Genomic DNA, 21,793 nt, shown 5'->3' with positions numbered 1-21,793 from the left:
TACATCCTCGTTAGGGATTATCTACGACTTATGAAAAATAAAGCGACTCAGTCCAAGGCTTGGGCTACGGTTCAAATTGCACGACATCCTGAACGTCCGCAATTTCTAGATTATGTCAGTGAAATCTTTACTGAATTTGATGCACTTCACGGTGACCGCCTATATGGTGATGATGGCGCCATGATTGGTGGATTGGCACGTTTTGACGGACAGCCCGTGATGGTGGTGGGTCAGCATCGTGGCCGCAGTACCCGTGAGAAGTTACAACATAACTTTGGGATGTGTAATCCGGAAGGCTATCGTAAATCACAACGTTTGCTTGATATGGCTGAGCGTTTTAATTTACCTGTATTTACTTTTGTGGATACGATGGGTGCATATCCAGGTGTGGGTGCAGAAGAACGCGGTCAGGCAGAAGCGATTGCTACCAGTTTGGCACAACTTTCAAGTTTAAAAGTGCCAGTGATTGCCACGGTTCTTGGTGAAGGTGGTTCTGGTGGTGCGTTGGGTATTGGTGTGGCTGATCGTGTGATTATGCTGTCACATAGTATTTACTCGGTAATTTCACCCGAAGGCTGTGCATCTATTTTATGGAAAACAGCAGATAAAGCAGCACAGGCGAGTGAGGCGCTGGCCTTAACCGCGGACAAGCTGAAAGCGTTGGGTATTGTTGAATATGTTGTGGATGAAGGTGAAGGCGCACATTTGCAGCCTGAAAAAGTCATGCATGATTTAAAAGATGTGCTTAAACAAGCCTTAGATGAATTGCAACCGATGGATGCCCAAGAACGATGCGACGCACGTTATCAACGTTTAATGAAGTTTGGCAGCAGCAATTTAGGCATCGCGTCTTAGCACAAACTCAGCATTTTTCTGAACAAACTCAATTCCTGATTGGGTGTAGCGGCGGCATGGATTCCATGCTGTTGCTGTATTTGATATCTGAACTTTTCCCGACCCAAAGCCGTGTCATTTATATTGATCATCAGCTGCAAAGCATGAGTGCTGAGTGGGGGGCGCTTGTACAACGCCATGCTGAAGCACTGAATATTCCTTTTATTGTTGAAAAAGTTTCTGTTGAAGCGGGTAATTTAGAACAACAAGCACGCAATGCACGTTATCAAGCTTATCAACAGCATTTAAAGTCCAATGAGATTTTAGTCTTAGCACATCATCAACAGGATCAGGCTGAAACATTGTTATTGCGTTTGTTTTCTGGCGCAGGCGTATACGGTTTGGCGGCGATGCAGCAGTTTGATGTACGTTCAGATCTGAGCATTTGGCGTCCGTTTCTTCAACTCAGTCGTGAACAAATTGTGCAATGGTCAGCGCAACTCGATTTTGATTATGTGACTGATCCAAGCAATTACGATACGCATTATGATCGGGCATGGTGCCGGGAAGTGCTCTGGCCGGTTTTGCAACAACGTTTCCCAAAAATGCAGGCGGCTATCACGCGTACTAGTGAGTTATTGCAGGATGCGGCTGAAATACTGGATCAGGTATTGCAAGCAGATTGGCAAGATTGTGCAACAGATCGTGAACTTGATCTGAATAAACTAAGTCAACTTTCAACGGCGCGACAACGACAGCTATTGTCTGCTTGGGTAAAAGGAAATGATCAATATCGTCCAAGCTTCGATATGGTGCAGCGTTTACAGCAAGAAGTGATTCTGGCAAAACCTGATGCGCAGGCATGCTTGCATATCAATCAGCATTATTTTGTACGTTATCAGAAAAAAATATATCGCTTAACACAGGCTGAGCGTGATGCAGAAAAAACTTCTTCATTTCCAGATGTTTTAATGCAGCATTATGAGATCGGAAAAACGATCGATGTCGCAGCTGGACGATTTACGATTTGCCTTCATAAAATCGGACTTTCAACCCAACTGTTAGGACGTGAGCTCAGCTTGATACAGCGACAAGGCGGTGAAAAGATTCATCTCTATGGACGGGTTGGAAGCTGGCCGTTGAAAAAAGCCATTCAAGAGGCACAGATTTTGCCTTGGTTACGTCATACAATTCAAATATTAGTCGTAGATAATGTTATGCTTGGGGTTTTTAGCCCAAAGGGTTTTTGGTTGGCGCAATCTGAGTATTTAGAACAGGGTGGTTGGCAACCAAGTTTAATTTCTGACTGTAATGACTTTTTTCATCAGTCTATTTCATATGACGAGTAGGACATGGCGACAGCATTGAATAAAAATATTTGTTTTATTGGCGGCGGTAACATGGCGCAAGCCTTAATTGGTGGATTACTTTCTCGTGGATTACCGACTACACGGATTACCGTTTCTGACCCTGTAGAGCAAATTCGCCACATCCTAGAAGAAAAGGGAATTCAGACCACCATAGACAATGTGGAAGCGATTAAAAATGCGGATGTGGTGGTGTTGGCTGTTAAACCACAAGTCTTAGCAACGGTATTACAACCATTAACAGGCCTGTTGTCAGATAAACTAGTCATTTCAATTATTGCGGGTGCTGAAATTCAAACCATTTCAGATTTAATTGGCGGTAGTCAACGCGTTGTTCGTGTTATGCCAAACACCCCCGCATTGGTACAAACAGGTGCACACGGTATTTATGCATCTGAAGCTGTGGGTACGCAAGATCGTGAGTTAACCAGTCAAATTTTAGCAGCGACAGGTTTAACCATCTGGGTGGACAGTGAAGCACAAATTGATGCGGTTACCGCCGTATCGGGTTCAGGTCCTGCGTATTTCTTCTATTTGATGGAAAGTATGATTCGTGCAGGTAAGAACTTGGGCCTAGATGAGAAAGTCGCGACTGCTTTAACATTGCAAACGGCATTAGGTGCAGCGCAAATGGCGATTACCAGCTCAAACTCTCCTGCAGAATTACGTAAAAATGTGACATCTCCAAACGGCACAACCCAAGCAGCTTTAGAAGTGTTTGATCGTGCGCAGATTTCACAAAATATTCAAGCAGCGCTTGCAGCAGCTCAGAAGCGTAGCCAAGAGCTTGCGCAAGAGTTGAGTGACAAGTCTAAATCGGTTTAAGTAGGATAAGACAATTATGGGTGCAAGTTCTGCGCTAATTTTTGGTGTTTTGATCAATGTTGCGATTTTATTGGTCTTTTTCCGTTTTTTAATGCAATTGGCGGCAGTCAGTCCCTACAATCCTGTGGTGCTTTCTACAGCGAAAGCGACCAGAATTGTAGATGTTTTTAGCCGTATTTTCCCAACAGTCGGCAAAGGGCGCGTGAATTTAGCAGCAGTTGCCTTATTGGTGGTGCTGTATTTACTGAAAATGTTTGGTCTGATGTATTTGTCTGGACAGATGCCGCATAGCGCTGTGTATTTGGTGATCACGACTTTTGTGACCATGATTCAGGACTTGATCCGTTTCTGTCGTTACTTGATTTTTGCAACCATCATTCTCAGTTGGGTGGTGATGTTTACCCAGTCTCGCTCGCCTTATATCGAAGTGATTCAGGAGCTAGCTGAGCCATTGCTTGCACCATTCCGTCGTATCTTACCGAATATGGGGATGATTGACTTATCTCCAATTCTGGCATTCTTGGCACTTTACGTGGCTGAGATCTTGATGAATGAAGCGGCTAAAGTTCTGTTAACCGGTCTTTAAGCGGTATGGCTTCAATAAAAAATGGGCATCTTGCCCATTTTTTATTTCTTGATCCAGCGTTGTCGGATCGCTCGATTGAGTGGGTTGGAAAAGTAGCGTGCAATCAAGCCACCGAGTCCAATCGCAAGTAAAAAATAGATGAATAATAACAGTAGTTTGATATTGCCTTCAGTCAGGGCAGGCGTATAAAAAAGTTTAAAAGTACCTAAAATAATGAGATGGAATAAATAAATTTCATAACTATTCTTGCCGATCTCCTGTAACCACTTAAAACGCGGCTTCGGAGTTGTGATCTGTTCATTGGCGATATTTGCCAGAATCAGAATGGCGGTTGCAAGTGCAAATAGACTAATGCCCCAAACACAGTTTTGTTTAATCGGTGCTGAAAAGTAAATGAATAGCATTGCAGTAATGGCAATGATTTTTAGCCATCGCCAAGTTTGGGCTTGCAACTTCATTTGAGGTGCGATTAATGCTGCAATGCAACCAAAGGCAATCCCATCAAAACTGGAGAAGTAATGATAGAGGTAGGCACCACTTTCCTCACCGTAATGTAAATATCTAAAATACGGTGCAAAGAGAATCACGGCAACACAGACAAATAGAAAGTAGGGGTTTTTCCTAAATAGCAGTGCTGTCAGCGGAAAAAGCAGATAAAACACTTCTTCAACCGATAACGACCAGAGCACCCCAAGTGCATAGTTGACCCAACCATTTTCAATGATCAGGATGTTCATCCAAAAGGTCAGTGCTGCCAAGTTGACCGTTGACTGGGCCACTACAATGCCATTTGGAGCTTGGGTTATAAAGGGTTTAAGTTCCAATGCTCCTAGCAAATTCACCAGACAGATTAGCAAAATCAAGGTCGGCATGATGCGAGCAAATCGTGAAATATAAAAGTCCCGAGTATTGATTTGATGGAGTGCACCCCAACGCTTGATGGTATGTGAGGTGATTAAATAACCTGAGATCACAAAGAACATGGTGACCCCATAGTTGCCGTTTCGGGCTAAAAGCGTGGTAATACTTTCGCCAAAAACCTGAAAGCCGATTGAGGTGTCGAACAGCTTATAGGGGATATTAAAGTGATGCAGTAACACCAAGCAGATTGAAATAAAACGCAGTGAATCAATGGAGTGATAACGGTTAAATTGAACTTGATTAAAGGACATGTTGCATTCCTATCTCCTTTGCGGATTAATTTTTATCAGTTATTCTTTATTATTGGTGTTCTTGTAGCGCAGGGGAGTTGATCCCCTGTCTGCAAGAAACTTTTATTGAGTGGTTGTCAGCGCTTAGTGAGCAGCGTCCCAGTTTGGACCTTGTCCAACTTCCACCACAAATGGCACTGAAATTTCCAATACCGATTGCATCACATCAGCAATTTGTTTTGAAAGTTCATCTGCAATTGCAGCATCAGCCTCGAATACCAATTCATCGTGTACCTGTAGTAACAGCTTGGCTTGATCTTTAGGTAGCATTTTATCGACTGCGATCATCGCCAGTTTAATAATATCCGCTGCGCTGCCTTGTAACGGTGCATTAATGGCTGCACGTTCAGCTGCCTGTTTAATCATTTTATTGCTGGCCATAATGTCTGGCGTGTATAGACGACGACCTAAAATGGTTTCAACAAAACCTTGTTCACGCGCAATTTGTCGTGTGCGCTCCATATAATCCAAAACACCTGGATAACGCTGGAAGTAACGGGCGATATAGCTCCGCGATTCTTCACGGCTAAAGCCGAGCTGACGGGTGAGACCGAATTCAGACATGCCATAGAGCAGACCGAAGTTGACCGCTTTGGCTTGACGACGTTGGTCATTGGTCACATCTTCAATGGCAATACCAAGCACTTCAGATGCGGTACGACGGTGCACGTCCTGACCTTGCTGGAAAGCATGAACGAGCGCATCATCTTGTGAGAAATGTGCCATCAAACGCAATTCGATTTGTGAATAATCGGCTGCCAATAAGACGCGACCTTCAGGTGCAATAAAGGCTTTACGAATTTGACGGCCAATTGGGGTACGGATGGGAATATTTTGCAAGTTTGGATCGGTTGAAGACAAACGACCTGTTGCAGTTAAGGCTTGATGATAGCTGGTATGTACACGATGGGTTGAATCGTGTGATTGTTCAATCAAACGATCGGTATAGGTGTTTTTGAGTTTTGCCAGACCACGGTGTTCCAAAATCACTTCGGCTAAAGGATGCTCGATTTTTTCCAGAATACTTTCACTGGTGCTGTATTGACCTGTCGCAGTTTTCTTACCGCCTTTGAGTCCAAGCTTTTCAAATAGAACTTCACCGACTTGTTTTGGCGAGGCAACATTGAAAGCTTCGCCTGCCAGTTCAGCTGCTTGTGCCTCAAGGCTTTGTATGGTTTTAGAGAATTCAACACTGAGTTGATCGAGGAATTGATGATCGAGCTTAATGCCATCTTCTTCCATGCCAGTGAGGACACGCGCAACCGGCATTTCAATGTTATGTAGGATATTGACCAATTCAGGATGGCTTTTTAGTTTTGCTGCTAACACTTCGTATAAACGATAAGTGACATGCGCATCTTCGGCAGCATAATGTGCCGCAACTTCAAGCTCAATTTGGTTAAAGGTTTTCTGTTTGGCACCTTTACCTGCGATCTGTTCAAAAGTTGTGGTCAAATGGCTGAGATAAAGTCGAGCGACATCATCCATACCATGTCGGGTTGCTGCGGCATTCAATACGTATGAAGCCAGCATGGTATCGAAATACCAACCTTGAATGGTAATGCCATGATTGGCAAAGATATGTGCATCATATTTGAGATGATGACCAATTTTCCGTACTTGTTCATTTTCAAGAATCGGTTTGATCTGAGCAAGAACCTGCTCGCGATTGAGCTGCTCAGGTGCACCTTCATAATCATGTGCAACTGGAACGTAATAGGCATCCTTGGCATCAAACGCCACAGAGAAACCGACCAGTTCGGCAAAACGATAATCCAGATTGGTGGTTTCCGTATCAATTGCAAAGTGATCGGCCTGCTGCATACGCTGTAATAAGACATCCCAATCGTGTTGATTCAGTACCGTATGATAAGTGGCTTCACCGAGTTGATCATCTTGACTAGACAGATTGGCGTGGTCTTCGGCAACCACGGGTTCTGCTTTTTGTTCAGCCTTGGCAATGCTTTGTGCCGTTTGCTGATAGGCTGAACTGTTTGGATTGTTTGGATGATCCAAAGACTGTAACTGATTACGGAATTCTAATTCAGTGTATAGATCACGAAGCTGCTCCACATTTGGATTAGACAGTTTCAGGTCATGCCAATCCAAAGCAAGATCGAGATCACAGACAATACTGGCCAGTTGGTGGTCAATTTTTATATTGTCTACATTGTCTTTGATATTTTGGCTAATTTTGCCTTTAAGCTGATCAGCGTTGGCAATGATATTGCTGAGTGTGCCGTATTCATTTAACAGTTTCGCTGCGGTTTTTGCACCGACACCAGGTACACCCATAATACCGTCAGATGCATCGCCCATAAGCGTAAGATAATCAATGATTTGATTTGGATGTACACCAAATTTTTCAAACACACCGGCTTCATCTAAAACACGTTCTTTAAAACTGTCTTCCAGTTTGACATGTTGATTGACCAACTGTGCCATGTCCTTGTCACCTGTTGAGATCAAGACATGATGGCCTTCAGCCAAAGCGCGTTTAGTTAAGGTTCCGATGATATCATCCGCTTCAGCTCCAGGAAGGCTGTAAAGTGGAATACCTTGGGCTTTGATGAGCGCATGTAAATAGGGAATCTGTTGTGACAATTCCTCAGGCATACTTGGGCGATCACCCTTATAGATGGGTGATAGTTTGTGACGAAAGGTTGGCTCTGGTGTATCAAAAATCACAGCCATATGTGTCGGTTGGGTACGACGCATCAGTTTCTGAATGGCTGAGATTGCGCCACGAATGGCATTGGTATGTAAGCCAGTCGACGTGGTTAATGGAGGTAAGGCGTGAAAAGCACGAAATAAAAAATAAGACCCGTCAACCAAGACAAAAGGTGGCATTGCGCAAATCCTAATTATAAATTACTTAGTATTTTACGTGAAAAAGTGGTGGCTGTCTTATCTGAACTGGACAGAGAGCGGCTGCTTGTGTCGTTTAAAATTTGCAGTATTTTGTATGTAACAATACCTGCTGATCTGGTGATCAAGTAAGATAGCCGCAATGAAGCTGTCATAATTGATATAAGTCTATGTATAAAAAAGATAAACAGGGACTCATCGTCGTTTTAATTGGCTTGGCCGTGTTGCTTGTGGCTGCAATTGCATTGAAGTGGCAAGGCACGATTGTTGCTGCTGGCATTGGCTTGACCGTTGTTATTGTGCACATTCTGTCAGAAATACATCAGCGTTTAACTCAGCTTGAGCAAGCCGCAACGAACCATGTCACACAACTGACGGGCATCGGCGTACAAAAAATTGTAATTTATGCGACCGCATTACTTGCACTGTTTGCCTATGCCAATACGTGGATGTGGCTTGCGGGTGGGGCGTTATTGGTACTGTTGCTCTGCTTGATTCAAACCATCAGTGCTTTTCAAACCCGATTGCTGCATTTAGAGCAAGCTGCAATGCAGCCAACATCGGCAAATATCTTAAATCAGCCTGATCAGATGCAACAGCATGCTCAGAATGATCAAGTGATTGAGTCAGCTCAATCAGTCTCGATAAGTTCTCCAGCTCTTGGCCACCAAGCTGCCTGGATGCAGGCCAGTCCTGAATCAGGGCAGACAGCAACTAGACAAAATTCAATTTCTCAACCGCCTAAACCTAAACAGCCAGCTTGGTGGCAGCCCGTACTGGACTGGATGATGCATGGCAATCCAATTCTCCGTGTCGCTGTCGCCATACTCATGGTCGGTGTGGTGTTGTTATTACGGTTTGCCAGTGAACATTGGCAACTCAGCCTCGGTGTTAAACTGGGCTTTATTGCCAGCGCAGGTGTCATCACCACCCTTGCAGGTTATTGGCTGCAAAAGAAAAATCAATTATTTGCAGTTGCGCTACAAGGCGTCGGTCTGGCGGTTGTATTCCTGACACTGATTTTCTCACACCATTTTGCGGTCATTGCCAGTTTAAGCACGGCCAGTATTTTATTTGTGATTTTATTATTGGTGACGGTCTGTCTGAGTTTAAAGCAACAAGCCCTATATTTAGCGATGTTGGCTTTAACCATGGCTTATCTTGCGCCATTGCTAATTCCACAAAATCATCCTGATGTGATTTTCTTATTTGGCTACTACTTGGTCATTAACTTGGCTGTGGCTGCATTGAACTTTATTCAGCCATGGAAAATCCTGCATCAAATTGCCTTCTTTGCCACCATGTTTATTGGTGGATCAACAATTGGAATTTACGCAGAAACATCGCAGTTTAATACCTTGGATATGATTCTGTGGCTACATATGGCGCTGTTTATCTGGCTCAGTATTCGTTACAGCCAATTAATGGTGCGGGCGCAAAATCAGCGTTTAGCGTCAGATCAGCAAATCGGTCTGAAAACGCAGCGTTTACAACCGATTTTAGATGTCGGGCTAATTTTTAGTGTCCCTGTATTGGGCTTTTCATTACATGCCTATCTAATGCAGAACTCGACAGCAGCGCTCACTTGGGGAGCGGTTGCACTCGCGCTTGTTTATATCAGTCTCAATGTCTGGATTAAACGTCAGTATCCCCAACTTTCAATTTTAGCCAAAAGCTTTTTCATCCTTGCCGTGGTCTTCGTTGCGTTGGTTTTTCCATTGGCCAAAGGGGCACATTGGACATCAACAGGTTGGGTGATTCAGGGAACCGCACTGATTGTCTGGGGCGTGACCGAGCGTTACCGATTAAGCCGTTATGTGGGCGTGGCGCTGGTGCTGTTAAGTTCGATGGCATTGCTGTTCCAAGTCTGGTCAAATGATCATTTCCCGATCCTAAGTACTGCAATTTTTGCATTGGCTCAATTTATATCGGCGTTTTACCTACTGCATTACCAAGCAGTGGAGAAGTATTTCAGCGCACGGATGTTAAGTGGTGTATTTCTGGCACTTGGGCTGTATTCGGGAGCAATTGCTGGCGTTGAGTGGATGCAATCGCAACAGGATGGACTGAGCCCTTATCTTGCGATTGCAGCCACGTTGTTGCTGTTATTTAGTGTGGCTGTGTATCTTAAATCACGTTTGCAATGGGGCAATCTACAACTGATTTTGGCGGCGGTGTTATTGTTGCTGCTTTATGTGGAAAGTTTTGCTGTACAGATCTATTCGGTTGGGCATTGGCCAAGTGGTTTAAGTCAGCTGAGCTTTGCCATCGCTGCAACCTTATTATCATTACTCCTAATCAGCTTGAATTTGAACAAGCCGAAAGGAGATGCCAAGATTTGGGCCACTTTAGTCTGGCTGGGTTTAGCTTTGATTGGCCTCGCTATTTTTCCAATCATGCCGATTGCAGCACTTGGGTTAATACCTGTGAGCTATAGTGTCTGGTTGTTGCTATCCAATAGAACCTCGCTATTGCATCAGTTCCCTGTATGGTGTCTAACCCTCTTTTGGTTAGTGTTAATGAGTTTAGATCCAGATTCGGTGCAACAGTACTATTTCCTACCGCTTCTAAACGTCACTGATCTTTTGTCTTTATTGGTGTTTGCAGGTCTGATCTGGGTTATTTATCATCATGACTTTAGTGCAGAGCGTTCGATCGAGTGGGGCTTTAAAGTCAGTACGATTTTAATTGGCTTGTTGGTGTTGAGTAGCGTGGTGGTGCGTGCCATGCATCATTATTTGGGCACACCATTCTGGAGCGCAGCAATTTGGTCGAATGGTGATGTGCAACTCAGTCTGACGTTGTTATGGGTGATTTTGGCCTTTATTCTGATGACCTTTTCCAGCCGTCGCCACATCCGGCAAATTTGGTTTGTTGGTGCTGCATTATTAGCGATTGTGGTGGTGAAACTGTTGTTATTGGATCTATCACAAAGCGGCACATTGACTCGTGTAATTTCATTTATTGGTGCAGGAGTCGTGATGTTGGTGATTGCCTATCTGGCACCTTTGCCGCCTGCAATAGAACAGACTCAGAAAGAGCGCTGATTACTGCTCTTTCTGTTCTTTTTTGAGTTCTTTTTGATTGGCATATTGATCGACTTCATCATTTTCTAAGGGAAGTGGTCGATCAATCAGACCCATTTTCGGTACAGGAATTTCGATCTGATTTTGTAGAAAGCCATTACGGATACGTTCCTGCATTTCATCGCGGACTTTGAGTGAGTTTTCCTGACGACACCATACTGCAAATAATAGTTCGATTGAAGACTCCCTGAAAGCAGTCACGGTAACCGTGGCTTTGGGGTCATCCATCACCAGCGGGTATTTGGCGGCAACGTCTAACAGCACATGTCGCACTTTAATAATGTCTTCATGGAAATTAATTGCCAAGGTGATTGGAATACGCCGTATTGGATATTTGGATAGGTTCATCACCGGTGTTCGGATCAGCTGTTCATTCGGCAAACGAATATAAACATTGTCGAGTGTGAGTAATTTCACTGAAAGTAAGTCAATTGAAATCACTTCACCTTCAATGGTTTGACCCCGAATTAAAGTAATTTGAATCGTATCGCCGACTTCAAATGAACCTTCACCAATCAAGAAAAGACCACTGATCAAGTTGCTGGCAGAGGTTTGTGAAGCAAAACCCAAGGCAACGGTTAATATCCCTGCCGCACCTAAAAAGACACTGAGTTTAAAGCCTGCCTCTCTTAAGCTAGTCATAATGAACAGCAAGAAGATGAAGTAAAAAATACCTCGACGCCAGAGCAGGCGTTGATGCGCATTAAATCGGCTGCCTACAGTGCGAATAAAGGCATTCGAAACCAAACGAGCAATTAAAAAACCAATGAAACATAAAATAATCGCGACCACGATTTCACTGAGTCGCTCAAAGTTGATGTTGGTGAAAACATTGGTCAGGCTGCCAGCAACATCTTTGGGAATATTTGAATTCGGCATGGCAACCCCTTAAAAGAATGAATCAAACATATTGAATAAGGTACTGCCTGGGGCACGAGGTGGGTGCACATAAACCACTTCACCCGCAGGACTTGGGGTTTTGTTTTCGATTCTGATACGTGCAGGGTGGTCGGTACCCTCATAATAGACTTTGATTTGTGAGGTCCATAACCGCCCCGTACTTTCACTATAAAATAAAGGCAGCGCAGGGACGGGTACATTCATACGGTCAAAGCGCAGTTGATGATGACTGGTATTGTGGAACTCAATCGGAGTCACTGCGCGGAACGCACGGGGTTTGAGTAGATTCAAATCAATACGCCCGTCGACTGAAGTCGCATAGCAAATCTCGCCATTCTGCGGATCTTTACCAAACCAGGTGTCTTTGGGTTGAATCACTGGAATATCAAATAAAGGCTCAGAGAGCCCATCCACCAAACCTGCAATCCATAAAGGGGTGCTGATATATAAGGTTCCGCGTTGACCCGCAGGAATATAAATTGGATCAACAGGTCGAATCACCACTGAGCGATCGGCCAAACGGGGCATCAGGTGGAAGCTGCTATTGGTTTTATGAAACATATAGCGTTCAATTTTTGCTGGGGGCGGCATGGCAAACTCAGTATCGTTCAGAATTTTCCATTGCTGTTCATAGTCGTGCTGAGACTGTGGACGATGATATTCCAAACGCCACTCTTTAATACCGCGTGTCAGACGAAACAGTAATGACCCGAATTGCCAAGCTTTGGTTTGCTGGATTTCAAATTGTTGTTCGCCCCACCATTTCAAACTATTGGAATGCGGCGCTTCATATTGATTATTTTGAGACAAGATGCAAAATTCCTGTGTGAGTATGCTAAACAGACTTCACGCTGTAATCTGCTTAGAGTACACTCACTGCTTTCTTTTATCATTATTTGTGTGATGCAAATACTTAAACAAATACAAATTCCTTATAGTTTCGCTAAACGACATGGCGTTTTGTTACGTTATGAAGGCGATCAAGTTTTTATTGTACGACGCAAGGACACCGCGCGTATTGCTTTGCAGGAAGCTCGCCGAATTTTGGGGAAATCAGCTCATGATCAACTTTGTACTGATCAAGAGTTTCACGCCTTACTCAGTTCTAGCTATGCAGGGGATACAGGGGAGTCGCAGCAGGTTGCTGCAGGCTTGGAAGATCATCCCGATCTTTTGAGTCTGGCCGATCAAGTGCCTGAAGCCGAAGACTTGATGGATCAGGAAGATGATGCGCCGATCGTGCGTCTAATCAATGCATTACTGTCAGAAGCGATTCGGGTTAGTGCCTCGGATATCCATATTGAGGCTTTTGAGAAAAAACTCTCGGTACGTTTACGTGTTGATGGGCAATTGCGTGAAATTGTACAGCCACGCCGTGAATTAGCGCCGTTGCTAGTATCACGTATCAAAGTCATGGCCAAACTGGATATTGCCGAGAAGCGGATTCCGCAAGATGGTCGTATCTCATTGCGTCTTGCAGGGCGTGAAGTGGATGTGCGTGTTTCGACGTTACCGTCTTCACATGGTGAGCGGGTGGTGATGCGTTTGCTCGATAAGCAAGCAGGGCGTTTAAACATGACGCATTTGGGCTTGATGCAGAATGACTATGAACGTTTAACGCAATTGGTGCATCGTCCGCATGGCATTATCTTGGTCACAGGTCCAACGGGTTCGGGTAAAACCACCACACTATATGCGGCACTATCTGATTTGAATGACAATACCCGTAATATTTTGACCGCTGAAGATCCGATCGAATATCAATTGGAAGGGATTGGCCAAACTCAGGTCAATACCAAAGTCGATATGACCTTTGCGCGTGCGCTCAAGGCGATGTTACGTCAAGATCCTGATGTGGTGATGGTCGGTGAGATTCGTGATCTGGAAACTGCTGAAATTGCGGTGCAAGCTTCTTTAACGGGTCACTTGGTCTTGTCAACACTGCATACCAACACCGCGATTGGTGCAGTGACGCGTCTGAAGGATATGGGAATTGAACCCTTCTTGTTGGCGAGTTCATTGATTGGGGTAATCGCGCAACGTTTGGTACGGACTTTATGTCCGCATTGCGTGACTTGGCGTAAGGCTGATGATTTTGAGCGACAAGTGTTCCAGCACCTTAAAGTGGATGCATATATGCAGCTACCAGAACCACATGGTTGCGAAAAATGTTCACACGTTGGCTTTAGTGGTCGAACCGCAATTTATGAAATTGTGCCTGTAGATGAGTCGATGCGTCGTCTCATTCATGGTAATGCAGCTGAATTTGAACTGGAAAATCATGCACGTCGTTATGCTGCTTCCATTCGTGATGATGGTTTATTAAAAGTTTTGGCGGGGAAGACGACTTTAGAAGAGGTACTTCGTGTCACCAATGAGACTGCGGAAGAATAATCAAAGCGCTAAATAGAAAAACAGCATGATCTATTCATGCTGTTTTTCTTTGTTGTATGTGAAATGCTTATTCAGCAGTCACGATATTAAAATTCACATCAATATTGCCACGGGTTGCATTTGAATACGGGCAGACAATATGTGCAGCCGCAACCAATTGCTCTGCTTCAGCCTGTTCCATACCAAGTAGATAAACATTTAAAGTCACTTCGATCCCAAAACCATTTGGGATCGGGCCAATCCCGACTTCACCTTCGACATAAGCATCTTTGCTAATTTTGAATTTATCGCGATTGGCAACAAACTTCATTGCACCTAAGAAACAGGCTGAATAGCCAGCAGCAAACAGTTGCTCAGGGTTGGTTACGGCACCACCAGCGCCGCCCATTTCTTTTGGTACGCCTAACTGAACATCTAAAACACCGTCAGAAGAAGTTGCTCGTCCATCACGACCACCCGTTGCTTTTGCTTTCGCACGATAAACCACTTGTTCTAAAGACATGATTATTATTCCTGAATATTATTGAGTGCAATTAGATCGTACTGGATCTAAATTTAAAAACAAGTAAGTAAACGTTGTATGTTCTGACATTTAAAGTGCGAATGTTTGTAGGTTTTGATCTTCGCTTTTGTAGCAATTCCTGCTTTCACGGAAATGCATGTCAGTCATCTATTCTAGTAAGGAAAGTTAAGTCTTGATCTGTTGAAAGAGCGGGGCTTGTCTAGCTGAAACATGATGAACTGATTTTTTAATAGAGAGATCAAGCTGCTAAAACAAAAAAAGCACAAGTGATCATGCTTATGCTTATAAAAAAAGAGTAATTTTTAAAACTGTCTCTACCAAAGTTCAGCGATCTTTTTCATCAGTCGAGCCCGATAAAGTGCTGTTGGACTGCTCAGATTATTTTGTGCCTCAAGTTCAAAGTGCTGTTGCCAAGCTTTGATCATATCCAAGGTGGCACCTTTTTGCTTAATTACCACAACATCTTCACGTCGAATATTGCTTAATCGTTGCCTTGCACCTTCAGCACCTGTGCCCCAACCAATGACCCATTGCCCAAAAGCATTCAATGATAAATTTTGCGGCGTAGATAAAATGCGAGAAGATTGCATGGACTCATCCCCATCGAGATCAAGCGATGAAGCATGAAGTTGTGCGGTTGTCCCCAAAAAAAATAAAATTAAAATCAATCTAAACATGAATAAAGCTTAATAAGAATTAATTGACGATGTTACATCATTCGTAGTCCAAATCACTTGAATCTGTTCTAGGATGATCAATAATTTGTATTAAATCATGATTCTATAGATCAGACATTTATAAAATTTGATCATCTCAGTCAGATTGTTGCTGTCTGTATTAATTTTATACAATTTATTGTTTAGAGAAAGAGAATAGCAAGAACAAGATCAATAATGAATGATTGTACGATGTTGCATGAGCGGCATTGCTTGACGAAGCTGATTTTGTTCCGCAAGGTTAAAACTGCTGCTAATTAAACCATGGCCTTCGCTGTCAATGCTTTGTAGCAGTTGACCACGACTATCCGTAATAGCTGCATGGCCCCAGGTTTGGCGTTGTTCACCATGCCAGCCTTGTTGTGCAGCGCCTAAAACATGACACTGACTATCCATGGCGCGTGCCTGTAGCAGCAATTGCCAATGCAGTTGACCTGTGGTGTAGGTAAATGCAGCAGGGGCGGTTAAGATATTGGCACCTTGTTGGCGTAAAGTTAAAGCAAGTTCAGGGAAACGTAAGTCATAACAAACCATCAGACCAACATTGCCAAAAGGGGTTTTGGCTACTACCACCTGATTGCCAGGTTCGAAAAATTTAGATTCTTGATACCCCCCAACTGCATCACCCACTTGTACATCAAATAAATGGATTTTGTCATAACGTGCCTCAGTCCTTTCAGGGCTAATACACAGACTTACTGTACGGACCCGGCCATCAGAAATGATTGAACCATCTGGACGAAAAGGGCATGGGAGTGTGCCTGCAATAATCCAGATTTGATAACGATGTGCCAATTGTTCTAAACGTGCTTGAATGACTTCGAATTGCGCAGCAGTTTCGCGTTGCTTGCCCGCTGCAAAGCAAACAAAATTTTCTGGAAAAACAATCAGCTCTGCTCCTTGAGCCTTACTCTGCTGAAGCAATGATTCAATGACATTGAAATTTGCTTCAATGTCATTTTGAGAATTCATTTGTGCAACGGAAAGTAAGGTCATATAGAAGCCACAATACTAGGTTTAATGATCAAGCGTTTTGTTTTTGTACGTCGTGGTTTAAACAATCTTGTTCTTTTTGCAATTGCTTCACCAGTGGTTCAAACATATTCTGATTGTTTTCATTCAAACGCATCAGCGTTTTATGCGCATCGAGTACGGTATTGAGCATAGCACTATGTGTGACATGTTCATCTGTAAGCTCTAGCGTGCATACATTTGGATCGCCGCAGTAATTTAAAATCACAAACACCTGCCCTAGCCCCATGCTGTTGGCTAAGGTGGTAATGTCTGGATTTGTCGACAGCATAACTGCTTGTATGTGATGAGCTTGCTTAAGCTTTAAACCCAATTTTGCTAGTATGCCTAACACAGTACTATCAATAAATGTGGTTTCAGTTAAATCAACGATTGCACCAACAACATTCTGTTGTTGTTCAATCCTGTTGAGTAGTTTGTCTAGACTTATACAAGAGTGAGCACGCACTTCGCCAATAAGCTTGAAAATATGCGTTCCGTTCAAACTTGCATATTCAACATGACCTGTTGACATATAAATGCCATTTTCAGAGAAAGGATATAAAATTATCCCATAGTGATATTGCAGACACAAGTGGTTGCGCGAGGTTATTAAATTAAATAATTGATTTTAATGTTAATTCATTCGGCGGAGGCTCAAAATTGCGATGTCATCTGCAACGTGATCAGGCGCTTTGAAGGAGTCTTTTTGTAGATGTTCGACCAATTGGTTGAACTGATCATTAAGACCACCATCAAAGGGCTCTAAAGCGCCATCTGAGCATAAAATGAACCTTGCATGACGGCTTAATTTACAATGATGTTCTTCAACTTCAAGTTCTTCGGTTAGACCCAAAGGAAAGCTACTGGTGGTTAAAATTTGTGGTGGTTTATTCGGTTCAAAAATAATTGGAGGTGGATAATGCCCAGCACTGGACCAGCGCACCTCATGTGTTGCAAGGTTTAATATACCTGCAACCATGGTAATATGTTTTTCAATATTTTCCTGTACTAACATGGCATTGAGTTTTTGAATCAACTGACCTGGGGTCTTTGAACGGCCATGAAAAGCGGCCATCCAGGAGGTTAATAAACTACTGGTAACACCATGCCCGGAAACATCGGCAAGATAGAATAAAACCTCTTCATCATTTAGGCGCCAATAATCATACCAATCACCGGATAAATAAGCAGAAGGCTGAAAAAAGGATTCAAATTGATAATTGGGTAATTCAATTGGATTGGGTAACAGGCGCTTTTGTAATTCTGCCGCAGAGGGTAAATCTCGACTGTCTTGATTGCGTTTGTATTGCGCATCGATTTTAAATAAAGAATGAACTGGGTTTTTAGGTAAACTATCCCAAATCCAACCTGCCAACGCACCTAATTCCCATGCTTGGGCCAAAGCAGCGCCTTCATGTTCAAATGCAAGGACAACGGTAGGAAATTTCCATTGATATTTTAAAAAATCTTGTACATCTGCTATTGCAATGATGGTTTGATCATACAAATCCAAATCATCGATTTGAATAACCTGTAGACTCGGCAACTCAGTTAAAGCTTGATTTAAACAAGGTATAGAGCGGGAAGGTTGAATGAAATACATAGATGAGTAGTCAATCCTTTGTATGATCGTTTTTTAATTCATTCGTAGAAATGAATAAAATCTAGAACATAGTATTGCCAGAGTTTAAATTTTCTGACAATACATAAGTTTGTAAAACATTATTTTAAATAAATCATTTTGCTTTAGAAGCGCCGTCGTCAGCATCATCTACATCACCAACAAAAGAGACGTCATTTGAATCACCACGTTTCTCTGCAATCTGGAATGATTTACGTTGTAAGTAAAAATCTCGGATCATCGAATATTTATCGCCTTTTAGGCTTTCTTCAATATCTAAAATCTGTGAACGTGCATCAATTGCCTGTAATAGATTGGTTGACCAATAAATTCCTTGTTGATCATTTAATAAATATTTTTGAGGGCGGCCAAAACTATCTGCAGCTAAACCAAAACCATCACGGAAGGTACTTGGGCCAAAGAACGGTAACATCACATAAGGACCAGATGGAACGCCATAATAACCAAGAGTTACACCAAAACTTTCTTCTTCAGTATTTAAATCCAAACGACGGGCAGGGTCGGCAAAGCCTAAAGTTGTTAAGGTATTCAAGGTAAAACGACCGAGTGTCTTTGCTGCACGCGTTGGGCGACCTTGAACGAGCTGGTTAACTGCATTCCAAGGCTCACCTAGGTTTTTACGGAACTGACGATATGGGCTGCGAACTGGTTCTGGTACTTTAGCGACATATTGAATCGCAACAGGCTTTAAGATATTTCGATCTAACATATCATTAAAAGCATAAATCTGGCGGTTCAATGGTTGTAGTGGGTCTTTCACTGAATCAGGTTGTGCGGCATTTGCATTCACCTTTAAATCATTCTTGGTAAGATGCTTTAAGTCTTTTATAGCTTGTATGGTTGTAACTTTTTGCTCAGCATTAACCTGAGTGCCAGCTGGGGCCGGTTGAGTGGCTGAATCAGTTGATGTGTCTTGAGCAAATACTGATGAACAAGCCCCAGCAGTTAACAACCCAAGCAAGATAAAATTAGAGTAATGCATATAAGTCCTTAATCGCTGTTAGAGCGAAATGATACAGCCATTAAATGATTGCGCTATTAAACGCAAAACATAGAGATGAGATATATAGTTTAGTTGTTCTCTTATTATTAAAACAAATTCGATCGAAAAATATAAGAAAAATTGTGATTTTGGTTTAAAAATGTTCACTTGAATAAAAAAGTTTATTTAGGGGGTTGTATTGGGTTGGGAATGCTGTAGAATGCACATCCATCGGCGGTGATGCAGATAAAAACTTGTTGAGAAACAAGGATTTGGCTGAAAAGGTTGGATTCTTGAGTTGATTGATAAGTTTACTAAATATCTAAATTACCTGTTGACTTTTAAGAAATTGAGAGTAATATAGCCGACCTAGCTTGATGATGACGAATCATCGAGAAGATCATTAAGAGAATAGAAGAACAACTTGTGTGGATTTTTACTAGTTGATCAATCGAAAATATTTCATTGATTGAAGAGTAGAAATTTCTCGAAGTTTATTTGAGCGAATTTTTAGTCAGAAAATTGATGAGCCAAGATTTGTAGCCATAAGCTACTAATGATTTTAAACTGAAGAGTTTGATCATGGCTCAGATTGAACGCTGGCGGCAGGCTTAACACATGCAAGTCGAGCGGGGAAGGGTAGCTTGCTACCTAACCTAGCGGCGGACGGGTGAGTAATGCTTAGGAATCTGCCATTTAGTGGGGGACAACATTCCGAAAGGAATGCTAATACCGCATACGTCCTACGGGAGAAAGCAGGGGATCTTCGGACCTTGCGCTAAATGATGAGCCTAAGTCGGATTAGCTAGTTGGTGGGGTAAAGGCCTACCAAGGCGACGATCTGTAGCGGGTCTGAGAGGATGATCCGCCACACTGGGACTGAGACACGGCCCAGACTCCTACGGGAGGCAGCAGTGGGGAATATTGGACAATGGGCGGAAGCCTGATCCAGCCATGCCGCGTGTGTGAAGAAGGCCTTTTGGTTGTAAAGCACTTTAAGCGAGGAGGAGGCTACCTGGATTAATACTCTAGGATAGTGGACGTTACTCGCAGAATAAGCACCGGCTAACTCTGTGCCAGCAGCCGCGGTAATACAGAGGGTGCGAGCGTTAATCGGATTTACTGGGCGTAAAGCGTGCGTAGGCGGCTTTTTAAGTCGGATGTGAAATCCCCGAGCTTAACTTGGGAATTGCATTCGATACTGGGAAGCTGGAGTATGGGAGAGGATGGTAGAATTCCAGGTGTAGCGGTGAAATGCGTAGAGATCTGGAGGAATACCGATGGCGAAGGCAGCCATCTGGCCTAATACTGACGCTGAGGTACGAAAGCATGGGGAGCAAACAGGATTAGATACCCTGGTAGTCCATGCCGTAAACGATGTCTACTAGCCGTTGGGGCCTTTGAGGCTTTAGTGGCGCAGCTAACGCGATAAGTAGACCGCCTGGGGAGTACGGTCGCAAGACTAAAACTCAAATGAATTGACGGGGGCCCGCACAAGCGGTGGAGCATGTGGTTTAATTCGATGCAACGCGAAGAACCTTACCTGGTCTTGACATAGTAGAAACTTTCCAGAGATGGATTGGTGCCTTCGGGAATTTAGATACAGGTGCTGCATGGCTGTCGTCAGCTCGTGTCGTGAGATGTTGGGTTAAGTCCCGCAACGAGCGCAACCCTTTTCCTTATTTGCCAGCGAGTAAAGTCGGGAACTTTAAGGATACTGCCAGTGACAAACTGGAGGAAGGCGGGGACGACGTCAAGTCATCATGGCCCTTACGACCAGGGCTACACACGTGCTACAATGGTCGGTACAAAGGGTTGCTACCTAGCGATAGGATGCTAATCTCAAAAAGCCGATCGTAGTCCGGATTGGAGTCTGCAACTCGACTCCATGAAGTCGGAATCGCTAGTAATCGCGGATCAGAATGCCGCGGTGAATACGTTCCCGGGCCTTGTACACACCGCCCGTCACACCATGGGAGTTTGTTGCACCAGAAGTAGGTAGTCTAACCGTAAGGAGGACGCTTACCACGGTGTGGCCGATGACTGGGGTGAAGTCGTAACAAGGTAGCCGTAGGGGAACCTGCGGCTGGATCACCTCCTTAACGAAAGATTGGTGACTGGTAAGAATCCACAACAAGTTGTTCTTCGAAGATGTATCTGAGGGTCTGTAGCTCAGTTGGTTAGAGCACACGCTTGATAAGCGTGGGGTCACAAGTTCAAGTCTTGTCAGACCCACCAAATCTGATTGCAGTAGCTTAGATTAAAAGATATGTCGTTCATTAAGTGATAAGCTGGGGACTTAGCTTAGTTGGTAGAGCGCCTGCTTTGCACGCAGGAGGTCAGGAGTTCGACTCTCCTAGTCTCCACCATGAATTAAAAGAGTTTGTAAGAACGAAATTAATTCAAAGCTAAGAAGATTATAGAGTTTAGTGAATACAGTCCAAGTTGACTGGTTTATTAATCTCTGTGATTTATCACAGTTTACTACGCACCGACGAGGTGGTAGTTAATCATTAACAGATTAGTAGAATTGAGTCTGAAATAAATTGTTCAAACTCGATTAATTTGACACTAACGGTAATACGTAAGTATTTCAGTTAGATGAAGAGTTAATCTGAGAACTAGCAAAAACACTGAATCAAGCGTTTTGGTATATGAATTTAGATTGAAGCTGTACAGTGCTTAAATGCACAGACAACGAATCAGTAGCAATTAAGTTTGCAACGATAACACTCACTTGTATGTGTTAGCGACTGTTTGGGGTTGTATAGTCAAGTAATTAAGTGCATGTGGTGGATGCCTTGGCAGTCAGAGGCGATGAAAGACGTGATAGCCTGCGAAAAGC

16 protein-coding genes, 2 tRNA genes and 1 rRNA gene are annotated in these 21,793 nt (G+C 43.3%); 9 read left to right on the top strand and 10 right to left on the bottom strand.

All coding sequences use genetic code 11. The features are described 5' to 3' along the window. Positions 1–30: 30 nt before the first annotated feature. The 4 genes from F895_RS14125 to F895_RS14140 are packed head-to-tail and all read left to right on the top strand — an operon-like array spanning position 31 to position 3,612. Entirely contained in the window at positions 31–855 is an 825-nt protein-coding gene (locus F895_RS14125; protein WP_005239596.1) for an acetyl-CoA carboxylase carboxyltransferase subunit alpha, read from the top strand. Then, the gene (tilS, locus tag F895_RS14130; protein ID WP_081402015.1) at positions 792–2,183 is read left to right on the top strand and encodes a tRNA lysidine(34) synthetase TilS; all 1,392 of its coding nucleotides are present in this window, start codon (positions 792–794) and stop codon (positions 2,181–2,183) included. Before F895_RS14125 ends, tilS begins: the two co-directional genes overlap by 64 nt. Positions 2,184–2,186: 3 nt before the next feature. After that, entirely contained in the window at positions 2,187–3,026 is an 840-nt protein-coding gene (gene proC, locus F895_RS14135) for a pyrroline-5-carboxylate reductase (RefSeq protein WP_005239592.1), read from the top strand. Between the two features lie 16 nt (positions 3,027–3,042). Then, entirely contained in the window at positions 3,043–3,612 is a 570-nt protein-coding gene (locus F895_RS14140; RefSeq protein WP_005239590.1) for a YggT family protein, read from the top strand. Between the two features lie 41 nt (positions 3,613–3,653). Here the strand turns inward: F895_RS14140 and F895_RS14145 are convergent, their stop codons facing one another. Both F895_RS14145 and polA read right to left on the bottom strand, forming a co-directional pair. Continuing rightward, a complete protein-coding gene (locus F895_RS14145; protein WP_005239589.1) occupies positions 3,654–4,784 on the bottom strand; it encodes an acyltransferase family protein in 1,131 nt (376 codons plus the stop codon). A gap of 123 nt (positions 4,785–4,907) precedes the next feature. Beyond that, on the bottom strand, positions 4,908–7,673 hold the full coding sequence (gene polA, locus F895_RS14150; protein ID WP_005239588.1) for a DNA polymerase I: 2,766 nt from the start codon (positions 7,671–7,673) through the stop codon (positions 4,908–4,910). Between the two features lie 188 nt (positions 7,674–7,861). On the opposite strand from polA, the gene F895_RS14155 reads away from it, so the two are divergent. After that, entirely contained in the window at positions 7,862–10,738 is a 2,877-nt protein-coding gene (locus tag F895_RS14155) for a DUF2339 domain-containing protein (protein ID WP_005239587.1), read from the top strand. On the opposite strand, the gene F895_RS14160 is transcribed toward F895_RS14155, so the two are convergent. After that, a complete protein-coding gene (locus F895_RS14160; protein ID WP_005239586.1) occupies positions 10,739–11,656 on the bottom strand; it encodes a mechanosensitive ion channel family protein in 918 nt (305 codons plus the stop codon). A 9-nt stretch (positions 11,657–11,665) separates the two neighbouring features. Continuing rightward, a complete protein-coding gene (locus tag F895_RS14165; RefSeq protein WP_005239584.1) occupies positions 11,666–12,487 on the bottom strand; it encodes a hypothetical protein in 822 nt (273 codons plus the stop codon). Between the two features lie 93 nt (positions 12,488–12,580). Between F895_RS14165 and gspE the strand changes: the two genes are divergently transcribed. Beyond that, on the top strand, positions 12,581–14,071 hold the full coding sequence (gene gspE, locus F895_RS14170) for a type II secretion system ATPase GspE (protein ID WP_005239583.1): 1,491 nt from the start codon (positions 12,581–12,583) through the stop codon (positions 14,069–14,071). Between the two features lie 67 nt (positions 14,072–14,138). Here gspE and F895_RS14175 read toward each other — a convergent pair whose 3' ends face one another. The 6 genes from F895_RS14175 to F895_RS14200 all read right to left on the bottom strand — a co-directional run bounded on the left by F895_RS14175 (position 14,139) and on the right by F895_RS14200 (position 18,948). Then, complete coding sequence (locus F895_RS14175; RefSeq protein ID WP_005239582.1) at positions 14,139–14,573, bottom strand: organic hydroperoxide resistance protein; 435 nt, start codon at positions 14,571–14,573, stop codon at positions 14,139–14,141. 335 nt (positions 14,574–14,908) lie between these two features. Further along, entirely contained in the window at positions 14,909–15,271 is a 363-nt protein-coding gene (locus F895_RS14180) for a DUF4951 domain-containing protein (RefSeq protein ID WP_005239581.1), read from the bottom strand. A 210-nt stretch (positions 15,272–15,481) separates the two neighbouring features. Further along, positions 15,482–16,306 (bottom strand): carbon-nitrogen hydrolase family protein, encoded by an 825-nt coding sequence (locus F895_RS14185; protein ID WP_005239580.1) that lies wholly within the window; start codon positions 16,304–16,306, stop codon positions 15,482–15,484. A 28-nt stretch (positions 16,307–16,334) separates the two neighbouring features. Further along, a complete protein-coding gene (gene gigB, locus F895_RS14190) occupies positions 16,335–16,856 on the bottom strand; it encodes an anti-anti-sigma factor GigB (RefSeq protein WP_005239579.1) in 522 nt (173 codons plus the stop codon). Between the two features lie 102 nt (positions 16,857–16,958). Then, on the bottom strand, positions 16,959–17,927 hold the full coding sequence (gene gigA, locus F895_RS14195; protein WP_005239578.1) for an RsbU family protein phosphatase GigA: 969 nt from the start codon (positions 17,925–17,927) through the stop codon (positions 16,959–16,961). Between the two features lie 133 nt (positions 17,928–18,060). Continuing rightward, the gene (locus tag F895_RS14200; RefSeq protein WP_005239576.1) at positions 18,061–18,948 is read right to left on the bottom strand and encodes an MlaA family lipoprotein; all 888 of its coding nucleotides are present in this window, start codon (positions 18,946–18,948) and stop codon (positions 18,061–18,063) included. Between the two features lie 564 nt (positions 18,949–19,512). Between F895_RS14200 and F895_RS14205 the strand changes: the two genes are divergently transcribed. The 3 genes from F895_RS14205 to F895_RS14215 all read left to right on the top strand — a co-directional run bounded on the left by F895_RS14205 (position 19,513) and on the right by F895_RS14215 (position 21,317). Further along, a 16S ribosomal RNA gene (locus F895_RS14205) occupies positions 19,513–21,050 on the top strand. A gap of 59 nt (positions 21,051–21,109) precedes the next feature. After that, positions 21,110–21,186, top strand: a tRNA-Ile gene (locus F895_RS14210). Positions 21,187–21,241: 55 nt separating this feature from the next. Continuing rightward, positions 21,242–21,317: transfer RNA gene (locus F895_RS14215), tRNA-Ala, on the top strand. Positions 21,318–21,793 lie beyond the last annotated feature (476 nt).

This window comes from Acinetobacter sp. CIP 64.2, assembly GCF_000369645.1.
Classification (GTDB): Bacteria; Pseudomonadota; Gammaproteobacteria; order Pseudomonadales; family Moraxellaceae; genus Acinetobacter.
Note: the sequence above shows the minus strand (reverse complement) of the source record. Positions and strands in the feature narration are given on the sequence as shown.